Genomic DNA, 14,480 nt, shown 5'->3' with positions numbered 1-14,480 from the left:
CCTTATCAGCGCGCGTAAGCTCTGGCTGTGACGGAGTTCACAGCGTAGACTTACAACATGACGTCACTAAAGTCATCGATAAGGATGAGGGCAAGACATTGCGGCTCTTCGGACATCACATCTCGCGCCAAACGCTCATCCTGGCGGGCATTGAGATCCTGCTCATTGTTGCCTGCCTGCAATTGGCCCTGATTAATATTGCTCAGGTGCCTGACGAGCAGGGAGCGCAGTTCGGTATCAACCTCGTACTCGCGATTGCCATGGTCTTTAATCATGGAAACCATGGGGCTCTACGATCGCGAAGCCCGTGCCCAGGTCGGCACCGAGGGGCTCGACGACATACTGCGCATCGCGGCCGCCCTGCTGCTGACCCTGGCCGCGCTTGCACTCATCGGTCCCATGCTTCCACTCAGGTTACCAGGCACCGAGGTCTTCGCCATCAGCATCGGCGTGGTCTTCATCGTGCTCGCCAGCGAGCGCTTGGTCTATCGCCGCGTCAGCCGCTCCGACACCTTTGCGCGCCGCATCCTCGTGCTCGGATCGGGCAGTCGCGCCATGACGCTGGAAACGGCAAGCACCCATGCCAATGCGCATAATCCGTACAAGATCCTCGCGTTCCTCGCTATTGAGTCCACGGAACCAGGCGAAGTCCCCGCGAATCGTACGATCTATCTCGAAAACGGTCAGACCCTGCTCAATCTCGCCCGCAGCATCAAGGCCGAGGAAATCGTCGTCGCCATCCGCGAGCGGCGCAACAGCCTGCCCATCAAGGATCTGCTGGAGTGCAAGCTGCATGGCATCACCGTCACCGACATCTCCTCCTTCTTCGAGCGCGAGCATCAACGCCTGCAGCTAGACTCGATGAACAGCAGCTGGCTTGTCTTCGGCAGCGGTTTCCGCCAGAGCTGGTTCGGCAATCTCATCAAGCGCGTGTTCGACATCCTCCTGAGCTTGGTCCTGCTCCTCGTGACCTTGCCCGTGATGCTGCTCACGATCATCGCCATCAAGCTCGAGGGCCCAGGACCGATCCTGTACTGGCAAACCCGAGTCGGCCTCGGCAACAAACCGTTCGAGATCTGTAAGTTCCGGAGCATGCGCCCGGATGCAGAAAAGGACGGACAGCCCCGCTGGGCAGCCGGCAACGACGATCGCATTACCCGGGTCGGACGCGTGATCCGCACATTGCGCATCGACGAGCTACCGCAGATCCTCAATGTTCTTAGGGGTGAGATGTCCTTTATCGGCCCGCGCCCGGAACGCCCGCTGTTCGTCAATCAGCTCAGCAAGCAGATCCCCTATTTCCTGGCCCGACACAGCATCCGCCCCGGCATCAGTGGCTGGGCGCAGGTGCGCTATCCCTATGGTGCCTCGGTCCAAGACGCCAAGGAAAAGCTCCAGTACGATCTCTATTACGTCAAGAACCACACCCTGTTCCTAGACATCCTCATCATCCTCGAGACGGTCAAGGTGGTGCTGTTCGGGCGCGGCGCCCGCTAGCGAGTCAGGCTCGCCATGCCCGTCACCGCCATCGGCTATCTGAGCGCCGCTCTGGCCTACCTGGTCCTGGCGGCCCTGGCACCGACACTCTGGCGCCATCGCTCCACCAGTCTCTGGATGCTGGCCGCGAGCCTGCTCACGGTGGGCTGGGCGCTCTACCTGAGCCTGCTCGCCTGGCAGCTCGATAGCAACGCCGCCATCACCGGCGGCCTCTTCGAGGTCGGCCGCAACGCCGGCTGGTTCGCGCTGCTGCTGGCCACGCTTGCCGCCTCCGCCGGGTCCGGTGCCTTGCGCCTCTGGATCAACGCCACCATCGGGTTTCTGCTGGCCCTGCTGCTGCTCTTTCTGCTGCCAGCCAGCCTCCCCGGCATGCCACTCTGGCGCAGCCTGGCCATCCTGCTGATGGCCATCGTCGGGCTGATCCTGGTCGAGCAGGTCTACCGCAATACCCCACCTCAGCGCCGCTGGCAGATCAAATTCCTCTGCCTCGGCCTCGGCGGGATCTTCGCCTTCGACCTGTTCCTGTATGCCGATCTGGTCCTGTTTCAGAGCATGGAGAGCACGACCTGGCGCGCCCGCGGCATCGTCAATGCCATGGTCGCGCCCCTGCTCGGCATCGCCCTGAGCCGCCGCCTGCCCGAGCGCAACGATGCTCAGGTCTCCCGGCATGTATTGTTCCATACCACCGCGCTCATGGGCGCGGGGCTCTATCTGCTCGCCATCGGCAGCGCGGCCTACTTCCTGCGCCAGCTCGGCGGCGAACTCGGCACCCTGCTGCAGGTGGGTTTCCTCTTCGGCGCCGCCTTGCTGCTGGCACTGGTGTTGTTCTCCGGCAGCGTCCGGGCCCGGCTGCGGGTCTTCCTGTCGAAGCATTTTTTCAAGTACAAATACGATTATCGCCAAGAATGGCTGCGCTTCACCGGCATGCTCTCCTCTGAAGATCAGCCGATGCCTTTCCACGAGCGCTGCATTAGCGCCATCAGCGACATGGTCGAAAGCGCAGGTGGACTCCTTTGGGTACGCAACGACGAGGGCGATTACGAGATCGCGGGCGCGCTCAATCTAGGCACACCAACGTATCCACCCGAACGCTCAACGGCTGCGCTGGTCAGCTTTCTCAATCGGACCCATTGGATCATCGAACTCAACGAATACCGCAACAATCCCGACTTCTACAAGGGCTTACGCCTGCCGGACTGGCTGCTCGATGATGCGCGCCACTGGGTGGTCGTGCCCCTGCTCAAGGGCGAGGTCCTCGAGGGCTTCGTGGTCCTCGCGCAACCGCGCGCGCCGAACCGCATCGACTGGGAAGAACGCGACCTGCTCAAGACCGCGGGCCGCCAGCTCGCGGTCTATGTAGCGCTAGTGCGCACCCAGGAGGCCCTGCTCGAAGCGCGCCAATTCGAGGCTTTCCACCGCCTGGCCGCGTTTCTGGTACACGACCTCAAGAATGTCTCCGCTCAGCTCTCGCTGATCTGCTCCAATGCCGAACGCCACCGCGACAACCCGGAGTTCATCACGGACGCCTTTCGCACCATGGGTCACGCGCGCGACCGCCTCGACCGCACCCAGGCGCAGCTCCGCAATGTGCAGCCCAGCGCGGAGACGGCACCGCGACAGCAAATCGACCTCGCCAAGTTGCTCACGGAGGTGATCGCCGACAGCCAGGATGCCCAACCGACCCCCGAACTCGAGATCCGCCAGCCGATCGAGTTGAACGCCGATGCCGAAGGTCTCAAGAATATCGTCCAGCATCTGGTCCGCAACGCCCAAGAGGCCACCCCGGACGACGGCCAGGTCCATCTCGCCCTCGACGCCGATGAGCACTGGGCGCGGATACAGGTGCGGGATACCGGCTCGGGGATGGACGACGACTTCATGCGCCGACGCCTGTTCCGGCCCTTCCAGACCACCAAGGGCAATGCCGGCATGGGCATCGGCCTGTATGAGGCGCGCGAACGCATCAACCGTATGGGCGGGCGCATCGAGGTCGACAGCGAACTCGGCAAGGGCAGCCTCTTCAGACTCTGGCTGCCGCGCCGGCAACCAGCCACGACCCCACCCGCCCCTTCTCACAGCAGGTGATCCAACCATGGCCTCTTCCGCAAAAAAGCCAGTGAAATTGCTGATCGTCGAGGATGACAGCGGCCTGCAGAGCCAACTGCGCTGGTGCTTTGACGGCTATGAGATCCTCGAGGCGCAAGACCGCGCCAGCGCCATGAGCCAGGTCCGGCGCCATCGGCCGCAATTGGTGACACTCGATCTCGGCCTGCCACCCGACCCGGCCAACGCCACCGAAGGCATCGCGCTGCTCGAAGAGATCCTCGCCTTCGCCCCCGAGACCAAGATCATCGTCGTCACCGGCAACGATGACCGCGCCAACGCCTTGCAGGCCGTCGCCCTGGGCGCCTACGACTACTACATCAAACCGGTGGATGCCGACGCCCTGCGGCTGATCACCGATCGCGCCGCCCAACTGTTCGAGCTGGAAGCCGAGAATCGTAAGCTCGCGCACCAGAGCGCCTCCCCGCTGCAAGGGCTCATCACCGCCGCGCCCAGCATGCTCAAGATCTGTCGCATGATCGAGCGCGTAGCCCCCTCGGACGCCACCGTGCTACTGCTCGGCGAGAGCGGCACCGGCAAGGAAGTCCTCGCTCGCGGCCTGCACCAGCTCAGTCCGCGCGCCAAGGAACCCTTCGTCGCCCTCAACTGCGCGGCCATCCCCGAGAATCTGCTCGAGAGCGAGCTGTTTGGCTACGAAAAAGGCGCCTTCACCGGCGCCACCCGCCAGAGCATCGGCAAGATCGAGCACGCCGACAAGGGCACGCTGTTCCTCGATGAGATCGGCGATCTGCCGATGAGCCTGCAGGCCAAGCTGCTGCGCTTTCTGCAGGAACGCGTCGTCGAGCGGCTCGGCGGACGCACCGAAATCCCGGTCGATATCCGTGTTGTGGGAGCAACCAATCAGCACCTGCATGAGCTGATCGAAGCCGGGAATTTCCGCGAAGACCTCTACTATCGCATCAGCGAGATCTCGATCGAGATCCCGCCCCTGCGCGAACGCCAAGGCGACCCCAGCCTGCTCGCCCATGCGCTGCTGGAACGCTTCCGTCAAGACCAGCGCAAAACCAGCCGCCTCGGCTTTTCCGGCGAAGCCCTCAGAGCCATTGAAGCCTATCAGTGGCCGGGCAATGTGCGAGAAATGGAAAATCTGATTCGACGGGCGGTCATCATGGCCGACGGTCCGCACATCCAAGCGGACGATCTGGGGCTGCCGGCACCGACCGAGCAGGATGAACGCATCAGCCTACGCGAGGTCCGGGATACAGCCGAACAAGAGGCCGTGATCAAGGCCATGAGCCGCTGCAATGGCAATATCGCGCAGGCCGCTGATCTACTCGGCATCACCCGGCCAACGCTGTACAACCTGCTCGATAAATACGGACTGCGGGAATAGCGCCGCTTCGCCGAGCCGCAACCAATCAGGCCGACATCATCGCCGGCTCGGGTTGATGACAGAACCGCAACCCAGCCTCGAGGCTATTGTTGACAAAGACCACGATGGCCTCGCAGATGCCTTTGCCAGGCACCACCACCCGCACCTCGGTCCCAGGCTCGGGCGCATCGGCTTGCTGTAGCGCCACCCGCGCGCCACCGAGGGAGACATCGATCAGGCGACAGGGCGCCGTGAAGCCCTGAATCCAGATCTCGCTCAGCATGTTGACCACCTTCCGCGGGAACCGGCGGCGGTCCGACTGATCCGACCCTTCCAAGGAACGATGGCGAAGACTCCAAGCCGAAGCCGCGTCCCGATGGACCTCGTTCAGAGAGTAGGCATAGATCTTTGCCTGCGCCTCGGATTCCACCGGCGGCGCGCCCAAGCGATCGATGATCGCTGCGACAAAGCGCGGTGAGACCATATCGAACTCCGCCTTGGTAGCCAGATCCGCACGCAACTGATCATGAATCTTATTCAGCACATGAAGTCGCCGCTCCCAATTGCCGTGCTCAAGCGCGGATACCCAAAACTCAGCCAGCTCTTCGACGAGGGGCTCTAGTTTTTCCAAGCTTGGTAAGTGTTGGGACATGGTGGACTCCTGAAGAATGCGGATTCTGGACTTGAGCGTCGACGCCCGGTTATAAAACGCAGTAGTGACTGATAGAGCGACGAAGCAAATAATACGCCAAAAACAACAAGCATCTGTTTAAGATGGGATTTACGTCACACTCCTACCCGTGCTAACCGCACTGCACAAAAGATGTAAAAAAATTTGACGGCCGGACAGTCACCCTCAAGGCCGCAGATCCTGCTCACGCAAGAGATCGCGGGCGAAGTCGATCGGGATCGCGTAGCTGATGCCACTCGGGCGCTCCAGCGCGCTCTCGCGGCCCTCCTTGACGAACACCATATTGATCACCCCCAGCACCCGGCCGTTGGCGGGGTCGAACAGTGGGCTGCCGCTGTTGCCCGGATAGGCCGTGCCATCCAGCTGAAAGATGGTGTACGGATCGCGCATGCGCCGGATCAGCCCCGGTTTCAGCTCACGCCCGGAGCGCGCCGGCATCACCACCGGCGCCACCGCCGCGATCAAGCCCCGATGGGTGGCCGGATACAGCCCCAGGGCGGCGCCGATCGGGAAGCCGGTGAAGGCGATCTCCTGGCCTTCGCGCACCGCGCTGGAATCGCCCAGCCGCAGCGCCGGCAGTGGCGAGCCCTCGATGCGCAGCAGCGCCAGATCGCGCGCCTCGTCCTGTGCCACCATGCGTGCTGGGCGCGCCTCGGCCTGGGAGCCGCCCTTGGGCACGAAGGCGGCCAGGAACTCGCGTCGCTCCTCGTTCAGGCGATCCGGCAGCACATGATGGTTGGTGATCAGATGGCGCCCATCGGCGACGATGAAGCCGGTGCCGCGCAACTGCATGCGCGGTTGTCGGGTTTCTTGATAGGTGCCGATGCCGACCACCGAGGGCTTGACCCGGTCGATGGCCGCTGGCAGATCGCTCGCCCAACCGTTCCCGACCCCGCTCACGCCTAGCAACAGCGCCAACCCGAGTAGCCTTGGCAGCAGCAGCCCGCCTTTGCAATGTGCTGTTCCAGTCTGGAACACTGTGATACCCATGTTGTCGACACCCTCGAAGAGATCCAGATATTGGCTACACTACCATGCTGATCGCCGCCGCCAGGCGTCAGAAAACTTGACACAGCCTCGAAGCAAGCCCCCGAGCCTGGCCCCATGAAAAGCTAGGCCGCTGATTTTGAAATCAAATGGATAAATGGCGCGAAAATTGCCTCGTCTATAGTGTAGTCTGTAGCGCAGCGAACAGTCATTGACGCCTGTCCTTGGTACTCGGCATCGCTCGCGGTCGATGCCCAGTGCAGGCAGCCCCCCATCAGGAGTTTTTCGATGAACCGAGACGACAAGACGACCCCGGTTGAACAAGATCAGGCGGCAACGCCAATGCCCCAGGCTCGCAACGCTGGCCAGGGGCATCAAGAAGCCCGCCGGCGGTTACTGAAGGCCGCGACCGTGGCGCCCATTATCTACACATTGCCGAGTGGCGCGGCGCTTGCGGCGAGTTCGACAACCTGCCTGGGTGATAGCGAAAATATTATTACAGGCGTCACAGAAGAAGTTAACTGTGATGATGATGGTCTAAACTGTGAAACCGTCCTAAAAGCTCCAGATCCTGATAACCGAGTTTTCACGCCTACCGGCAACACAGTCGACAACAAAGACGAATTCCATAATAGCGGAAAAGACTACATCTACTATCAAACGGACCAAACCCTTATCGCAGGGTCCTGCTGGAATTCGATCAATCTCAGCTCCACAAAATTCTTTGACGGATTTATCTAATAACCAGACCCGCTACGAATGTGCGCCTAGCTCTGCGTTATCGTCCAATGGATGACGGCGGTATCCTGTTCGATGAAACCACCTGGAAGACCCATATCCTCACCGCCTCGGCCGCCCTCGTCTACGAAACCCTGATCGAACAGGGCGGCGGCAACGCGGTGACAATGGACGAGGCCGCGCAGGTAGTGCGCGATACGCTCGACCTCGATCCAGAGACACCGGACATCGCCCAACTCCTCGCCATGCTCACAACGCTCGGCGTGATCCGCCGATGAGCGCGCCGAGCCTGCGGCTTCGCGAGTGTGATCTCGGCGAGATCAGCCAGCGCTGCCGCACCGGACAGCTCCACCTCGACTATGGCGCCGCCCTCGTGCGCGTGCGCAGCCCGCTCGATGTGTTCGCGCGAACCCTGCAGCGCACTTACGGCGCCTTTCGGCTGCCGCACCCGGCGCAGGCCGAGTGTGCCGACTATCATGTCGAGGTCATCCGGCCGCGCGGCCCGCGCGCCTTCATCCGCCCGCAATCGCAATTTCGCATCGATGGCATTCAGCCGTTCGATCCCTTTCCGCTCACGAATGCGTTGCCGCTGTTCGAATGGGGCGTGAATTGGTGCTTCGGCCAGCGCGCCAATCAATACATCCTGCTGCATGCCGGCGTACTCGCCAAGGGTGAACGCGCGATCATCATGGCCGCCCCGCCCGGCTCCGGCAAAAGCACCCTCGCCGCCGCGATGATGCTGCGCGGCTTTCGGCTCCTGTCCGATGAATTCGGTGTGCTGCGACCAGAGACCGGTGATCTCGTCGCGATGCTCAAACCCGTCGCGCTCAAGAACCAATCGGTCGAGGTCATTCGCGCCTTTTCGGATGAAGCGGTGATCGGCCCGCTCTTTACCGGCACCCGCAAGGGCGATGTCGCCCATCTGGCGGCGAATGACGCCAGCGCTGATGCGATTCATCAACCGGCCCGCCCGGCCCTGGTGCTCTTCCCCAGCTTCGAGGTCGGCGCCACACTCGCCAGCCACCGTCTGCCAGGTAAGGACGCCTTCGCCCACCTCGCCTTCAACAGCTTCAACTATCATCTGCTCGGCGCGACGGGATTCGAGGCCGTCGCCGATATCATCGTCGCCTGCCCGGCCTATCAGATACGCTACAGCGCGCTCGATGCGGCCATCAGCCATATCGAGTCACTGCTCGATGAGGCCAGCTGACACTGACGCCGATGCCGACTGATGCTCAGATCACGCCCAATGGGATCAAAAGGCCCAAGAGGCGCCATGCTAGGCTCCCCATACCGGCGGGCCAACACCTATTGCCGCTGCTGAGCGACCCCGAACATGCGCACTGCATGCGGCTCGCCGATTGGGACGACACCCTGCGTCTTGCCCGCCAGGCACGCGTGCTCGGCATGCTCGCGCATCGGCTGCGAACGGAGCAAGGGTCCGAAGAACACTGGCGCGCGATCCCGGAACGCGTTCGTGGTCACCTGCAAGCCGCGATCAATTACAGCGCCTACCGCGCGCAGCTGGTGCGAATGGAGCTGCGCGATCTGGAACGCGCGCTACCGGCCGAGCTTCCCGTCACCCTGCTCAAGGGCGCCGCCTATCTGCTACAAGACCTCCCGCTCACCCGAGGTCGCGCGCCCAACGATGTCGATCTGCTGGTGCGCCGGGCCGATCTCGATCGCGCCGAGGCCGCGCTGAGGAACGCCGGCTGGCAAGCCGAAGCCAAAGACGCCTACGACGAGCGCTATTACCGCGAGTGGAGCCACGAACTGCCACCACTGCGTTATCCAAACCACCCGCTCGAGGTCGACCTGCATCATACGATCACCCCGGTCACCAGCCGCACCCGCGCCGATGCCGGCCTGCTCTTCGCCGATCTGCGACCCATCCCCGGCTCGCGTTTTTTCGCGCTCGGTCCAGCGGATCAGATCATCCACGCCGTGATCCACCTGTTCCAGGACTCCGAACTCGAGGGCGAGTTACGCGGCCTGGTCGATATCGACGCCCTGCTGCGCACGCACCTGCGCAGCGACGACGATTGGCGGGCGCTGATCGCGCGCGCGCATCAGCATCAAGCCTCGCGCCTGCTCTGGTATGCGCTGCGCTACTGCCGCGATTGGCTGAAGACCCCGATACCCGAGGATTTGGCGCACCGCAATGAGGATCTGGCGTTTGCGCCGCCACCGGCCATGGCCCGCGCGGCGCTGGATTGGATCTTCACGCGCATCAGCCCGCCGCGCCTGCCTGAGACTCCGCCAACCCTGTCTCAACGACTGGCCGCCCAAGCCGGCCTGATCCGCTACCATCTGCGGCGCATGCCGCCAGCACTACTGGTCCGGCATCTGCTGCACAAGAGCTGGGTCGCGGTTGCGTCCAGCAATACGCGCAACGGGCAATAACGGAGGACCCCCCGAGGATGCAGGCCAGCCAGACATCGCACCGCAGCATCGTGGCGATCGTCCTGGCGCTCGTCACTTACGGCTCGCTGTATCCGCTCGCGATCTCGCTCGAGGCCGGAAACGCCGACACCTGGGCGCGGTTCTTCTCGGCATGGGGCGGCCAAGACTCGCTCGGCGATCTCGTTGGCAACATTGCCTTATTCGTCCCGCTCGGCTTTTTCGCCGCCACCGGCGTTGCGCCAGAGCGGCGTGCGCCTCAGTTCATTGCCATCCTGTTCTGGGGCGTCCTGTTCGCCTTCGTGCTGCAGGTGCTGCAGATCTACATCCCCGCGCGCGATGCGGCGCTGATCGATGTGGTCTGGAACGCCGTCGGTCTCGGCCTCGGGCTCGCACTGGCCTCTGCGGCCTTCACCACGCGCTGGCTCGGGCGCATCGCCGATCAGCCCCTGCCGATGGCCACGCTGCTGGTCGCCGCCCTGTGGGGCGCCGCCGAACTCGTGCCCCTGGTGCCCAGCATCGACCTGCAACTGATCAAGGACAGCCTCAAGCCGCTGCTGCTCGAGCCGCAATGGTCGCTCCTCGACAGCCTGGCGGCAGCCGTCGGCATCGGCGTGCTCGGCCAGGCGCTGGTGCGCATCCTGGGCGAGCGCATGAGCCTCGCCTGGCTGCTGCTGGCCGCCCTGCTGGTGCTCGCGGCCAAGCCGTTCATCCTCATCGTCGAACTCGACCTCTCGACCGTCATCGGTTTCGGCCTCGGCTGCCTGGCCTGGGCGGTGCTGCTGCGCGTCGATGGGCGAGCGCGCGCTCTCATCCTGCTCGTTGGGCTCGTCTTCGTCTTGACCGCCCGTAGCCTGGAACCCTTCCAGCTCACGCACGGGACCAATCCCATGGGCTGGATTCCGTTCGCCGAGGTGCTCGAAGGATCGATGCTGATCAATTCCCGCGCACTCGCGACCAACCTGTTCTTCTATACCGCGATCCTCTGGTTGGTCCAGCAACGCGGTGGCTCACTGCGCGCGGCCAGCCTGATGCTTGCGCTCTGGGTGACGCTGCTCGAGATCGCGCAGGTTTTCCTCGTCGGCCGGACACCCTCGATCACCGAGCCGATTTGGGTCATCCTGGTTGCCGTCACGCTCTCACGCCTGACCGACACAGCGCGGCCTATCGATGGGCAACACAGGCCCGCCGCTCGGCCTATCAATGAGCAGCGCGCCTTCGCCAGCCAGCCCATCGACGCCCACGCCTCAGCATCATCAACGCCCCTCAAAGCCAGACCTTGGCGCCAGGTGCTCATCCAATTCGCGGTGACCGCCGCCCTCGGCGCGATTCCACTCTGGTTGCTAGTCAGGCTGCCCGGCGTTCCCTACAACCTGCGCGAGCTGCTGCACGGCGATTCGCACCCACTTGCCGCTTGGGTCTTTGTCCTCGCGTTACTCTGGATTGGCGCCGGAGCAGCCTGGATGGCGCACCAGATCAATCAATCGCGCTGGCCGATTCTGCGCATTCCGTTCAGCGCCTTCGCCGCCGCCATGGTCAGCTTGCTGCTGCTCAGTCTCAGCGTCACCCAGGAGAGCATCCTGGATATCGCCGGATCGAATAACCTGCACTGGTTCGTGACCAACCGGGACATCTGGGGCGAGCAGGCCCGAGTGCTGTTTCTCGCCCTCGGCCCGGACCTGGTCGCCATCGTCGAACGCCCAGTGCGCTTTGCGGCGCTCTTCGGCCCCTTGTTCATCATGCTCGCCCTTGCGCAAACGGCTTGGCTGCAACATCAGGAGCAACAAGATCCTGGACGTGCGATCGCGGCGCGCGTGGCCTGGCTCGCGCTCAACGCCTTGCCCTGGCTGCTGCTCTGCAAAGCCATCGCCTTCGATTGGTCTTCAACCGATAACCTGAACGAACTCATTGCACGGCAGGGCCTATTTGGCATCAACGGCGACTATTATCTCTACGCATTGGTCGCCGTTGTTGCTGTCAATGCGGTCCTGGTCGCGCAAGCGCGCTCGCGACGCACCGCGTTCATCGCCCTGCTCGCGAGCCTCATGGTCGTGCCGATCGCTTGGTGGCTGCTCAACCAAGCGCTCGCAGATCAGGTGCAAAAGTACGGATTGACCTTCTCCGGTATCCAATTCCTGCTCGGGCCGGATCGCAGTGACCTTTTGAGCGAGCAGGCCCTGCTCGCGCGCTGGGTCGTCGTGCAGACCGCCGCCGTCATGGTCTTCGCACTCGGTTTGAGATTGGCGACCCCGCTGTTCGGGCCTGTGGTGAGTTCGGAGAAACCAACGCCAGCGCACGTTCAGTCGCCAGTGCGTGCTCAGTCACAAGCCCATGCCGAGACGACATTCACAGCCAGATTGACCCTGCAACAGCTCGACTTCCTCGAACAGGTCGCCAAGCAGCTCGAACTCGATTTCCAGAGCGCGATTCGGCGCGTGGTCGATGTCGCGCTCAATGAGTACAGCGAAGCAACGCTAGTGGAGCGTCTGAGCCGTCCTACCCTCTACCAGACGGATGACCCCGGCCAGCGACTGATTGAACAAATGATCGATCTCCGCGAGGATCAGGCACAACGCATCAGAGCGCTCGCGGCCCAGGCCGGCATCAGCGCATCGCGCACCATGCGGCGCACGGTGCGCCTGTTCATGGAAGATATTACCGGCAATGCCTGAACGGACTCAGCATGCCTGTGAAAAACGACACCCAAATCTACACATTGCCCTGCAAGTGTTACAGCTCGAAGCCTTGGACGAAACCCTATATGGACTTCACCGAGCTGACCGACCTCAACGCCTGGCTCGCCAAACACTCGTTGGACAACCAAATGGAGAACACCCATGATCACCGTTGACAAACAGGATATCGGTCAGCTCCTATTACTCGACTATCTGGCCTCTCTGCATAAGGCACAAGAAAAACTACGTCTGTTTGAATGCAAATATCAAACATCTTTGGAAAACTTTTCAGCTTTACTCAAAGTGAGCGATCAAGAAGATTTCGAGGCTTGGGATGATTATATGGAGTGGAAGGCGTTTCAACACGTCTCTAATAATTTAAAAGAAAAAATCGACGAGATCAAAAATGGACATTTTGAGCTTACTTGAAACGTATTCATATGTAATGGCCTATGATGTTCAGGTCTATCAACGTTGGGCAGATGGATTTTACGTCAAGATTAAACTACGATTATCAGATGGGTCCGAGTTGCACGCACGAGAATATATCGATGCCAACGAACGTAATTACGCATTCCATTGGCAGACAGCTGACAAACAGCTGATTAGCCGTTGGGATAATGCACCACATCATCGGACAATCGCAACTTTTCCACACCATCGGCATAAGCCAGAAGGCATCGTCGAGAGCAGCGATATTACGCTGGATAGCGTACTCAACCTCATTCAGAAGCAGGTTGGTGGCGAAAGGTGAAGCGCAACGGTCCGCTGCGTGGCCAGCGGGACTCGATCTCCAATGTATCGGGCATCTGCAGCCGACCTTCGCGCGGGCTCAGATCCAGCGCCTCCAGCCCGGCGAGCGGCGCAACAAACATCGCCTCCGCCTCCGCCAGCTCGCCGACAACGTTCAAGTCATCGTCCCATTCCGGCTGCGGATTCGCGCTCAGCAGCACATTACCAGCCACTTGGGGAGACAGTCCCTCGGGCATGCCGGTCACGGTCAGCGCTGGCCCCTGCGTCAGGATGCTGTTGTGGATCACATCCACCACCCGAGGCACATCGTTGTGCGCCATGAAGATCACACCCGCGCCGAGCCAGTTCACGAACTGGTTGTCATACAGCGCCACCCGGCCCTCGCCCTGGAGCAGGCGCTCGGTCGGGTTCTGGAAGAACAGGTTGCGCTCGATCAAATAATGATCCTCGGCGCCAGCGCCCTCCAACGGGAAGTGCCCTACCAGCACATTGGGTCGCGCCCGCTCGCCCTCGCCGCCGCCGGTCAGCTTGCTGAAGACGTTATTGCGAATCACCGTCACCGACGATCCTTGGGGCATGCCCTCGAGCACCGGCCGCGATGCCTGATGCTTGATCTGCAGGTTATAGCCCAGGGTATCCTCAATGCGATTCCCTTCGATGAGACCGTTGACAAAGGGAGCGCTACCATCCGGGTTACCCAGATACATCCCAGTGCCAACCCCTTGAATATGGTTATCGCGGATCACCCAGTTCCAGGCCGGCACTCGTGTCGCGATCCCATTAAAGCCTTGCGCCGCATCAAAGCCAGTGATGGTGAGGTTTTCAAGTGTCACATCATGCGCAAAACGCCCTCGCCCCTCGGCAACGATGGCATGACCCCGCACGCCGTTCCCCTCCAGATACAGATTTCGGAGAGTCACATGGGCGACATCGATCAGGCTCACCGTAATACCGCGATCACGGCCTTCGAACACCGCCGGCGGTCCCTCGGTCGGTCCCTCGATCACCACTGGCTGGCCCGCCTCGCCCGCGGTTCCACGCAGAGGCAACCCCTTGCGGTAAATGCCAGGGCCAAGCCTGAGCGTATCTCCAGGCTGCAACTTGCTAAGATGTTGGCGATAATCGTCTGGTCCAGCCTCCAGCAACCGCTCTGCCACCGCCGTTTGACCAAGCATCGAGCCCGCCAACGCTAGAACAACCCACCATGCCAACGCGATGCGCATATCGTCCCCCTCGTTTATCTAGCGCCGCAGGCGCAAAATTGCTACGTTAGCCAAGTGCATCATAAAGCTTCAGGCCCGAG

General features: G+C 62.0%; 13 protein-coding genes and 1 pseudogene. 11 read left to right on the top strand and 3 right to left on the bottom strand.

The window, feature by feature from the left end; genetic code table 11:
- Positions 1-98: 98 nt before the first annotated feature.
- The 3 genes and pseudogenes from CCR82_RS08860 (at position 99) to prsR (ending at position 4,954) form a co-directional block, all read left to right on the top strand.
- Positions 99-1,497, top strand: a pseudogene (locus CCR82_RS08860) (TIGR03013 family XrtA/PEP-CTERM system glycosyltransferase).
- A gap of 15 nt (positions 1,498-1,512) precedes the next feature.
- The gene (gene prsK / locus CCR82_RS08855; protein ID WP_201245174.1) at positions 1,513-3,582 is read left to right on the top strand and encodes an XrtA/PEP-CTERM system histidine kinase PrsK; all 2,070 of its coding nucleotides are present in this window, start codon (positions 1,513-1,515) and stop codon (positions 3,580-3,582) included.
- 7 nt (positions 3,583-3,589) lie between these two features.
- Positions 3,590-4,954, top strand: coding sequence for a PEP-CTERM-box response regulator transcription factor (prsR, locus tag CCR82_RS08850; protein WP_201245173.1), 1,365 nt, complete (start codon positions 3,590-3,592; stop codon positions 4,952-4,954).
- Positions 4,955-4,979: 25 nt separating this feature from the next.
- Here prsR and CCR82_RS08845 read toward each other — a convergent pair whose 3' ends face one another.
- A complete protein-coding gene (locus CCR82_RS08845) occupies positions 4,980-5,585 on the bottom strand; it encodes a PilZ domain-containing protein (protein ID WP_201245172.1) in 606 nt (201 codons plus the stop codon).
- A 204-nt stretch (positions 5,586-5,789) separates the two neighbouring features.
- Positions 5,790-6,614 (bottom strand): S1C family serine protease, encoded by an 825-nt coding sequence (locus tag CCR82_RS08840; RefSeq protein WP_201245171.1) that lies wholly within the window; start codon positions 6,612-6,614, stop codon positions 5,790-5,792.
- Between the two features lie 285 nt (positions 6,615-6,899).
- Between CCR82_RS08840 and CCR82_RS08835 the strand changes: the two genes are divergently transcribed.
- From CCR82_RS08835 to CCR82_RS08800, 8 genes are all read left to right on the top strand, one after another.
- Positions 6,900-7,352, top strand: a complete 453-nt coding sequence (locus CCR82_RS08835; RefSeq protein ID WP_201245170.1) for a hypothetical protein — start codon at positions 6,900-6,902, stop codon at positions 7,350-7,352.
- 47 nt (positions 7,353-7,399) lie between these two features.
- Positions 7,400-7,627, top strand: a complete 228-nt coding sequence (locus tag CCR82_RS08830; RefSeq protein ID WP_201245169.1) for an HPr-rel-A system PqqD family peptide chaperone — start codon at positions 7,400-7,402, stop codon at positions 7,625-7,627.
- A complete protein-coding gene (locus tag CCR82_RS08825) occupies positions 7,624-8,559 on the top strand; it encodes an HprK-related kinase A (protein ID WP_201245167.1) in 936 nt (311 codons plus the stop codon). Before CCR82_RS08830 ends, CCR82_RS08825 begins: the two co-directional genes overlap by 4 nt.
- A 137-nt stretch (positions 8,560-8,696) precedes the next feature.
- A complete protein-coding gene (locus tag CCR82_RS08820; protein ID WP_201245165.1) occupies positions 8,697-9,752 on the top strand; it encodes a nucleotidyltransferase domain-containing protein in 1,056 nt (351 codons plus the stop codon).
- 17 nt (positions 9,753-9,769) lie between these two features.
- The gene (locus tag CCR82_RS08815) at positions 9,770-12,421 is read left to right on the top strand and encodes a VanZ family protein (protein ID WP_201245163.1); all 2,652 of its coding nucleotides are present in this window, start codon (positions 9,770-9,772) and stop codon (positions 12,419-12,421) included.
- A gap of 11 nt (positions 12,422-12,432) precedes the next feature.
- Positions 12,433-12,600 carry a hypothetical protein gene (locus tag CCR82_RS08810; protein WP_201245161.1) on the top strand — a complete coding sequence of 56 codons (168 nt, stop codon included), beginning with the start codon at positions 12,433-12,435 and terminating at the stop codon, positions 12,598-12,600.
- On the top strand, positions 12,587-12,853 hold the full coding sequence (locus CCR82_RS08805; protein ID WP_201245159.1) for a hypothetical protein: 267 nt from the start codon (positions 12,587-12,589) through the stop codon (positions 12,851-12,853). The genes CCR82_RS08810 and CCR82_RS08805 overlap by 14 nt, the downstream gene beginning before the upstream one ends.
- The gene (locus tag CCR82_RS08800; protein WP_201245157.1) at positions 12,831-13,178 is read left to right on the top strand and encodes a toxin-antitoxin system TumE family protein; all 348 of its coding nucleotides are present in this window, start codon (positions 12,831-12,833) and stop codon (positions 13,176-13,178) included. Before CCR82_RS08805 ends, CCR82_RS08800 begins: the two co-directional genes overlap by 23 nt.
- On the opposite strand, the gene CCR82_RS08795 is transcribed toward CCR82_RS08800, so the two are convergent.
- Positions 13,147-14,352, bottom strand: coding sequence for a right-handed parallel beta-helix repeat-containing protein (locus tag CCR82_RS08795; RefSeq protein ID WP_201245155.1), 1,206 nt, complete (start codon positions 14,350-14,352; stop codon positions 13,147-13,149). The genes CCR82_RS08800 and CCR82_RS08795 overlap by 32 nt on opposite strands.
- Positions 14,353-14,480: the final 128 nt, after the last annotated feature.

Origin of the sequence: Halochromatium salexigens, from assembly GCF_016653295.1 — a bacterium.
GTDB classification, from domain to species: domain Bacteria; phylum Pseudomonadota; class Gammaproteobacteria; order Chromatiales; family Chromatiaceae; genus Lamprobacter; species Lamprobacter salexigens.
Note: the sequence above shows the minus strand (reverse complement) of the source record. Positions and strands in the feature narration are given on the sequence as shown.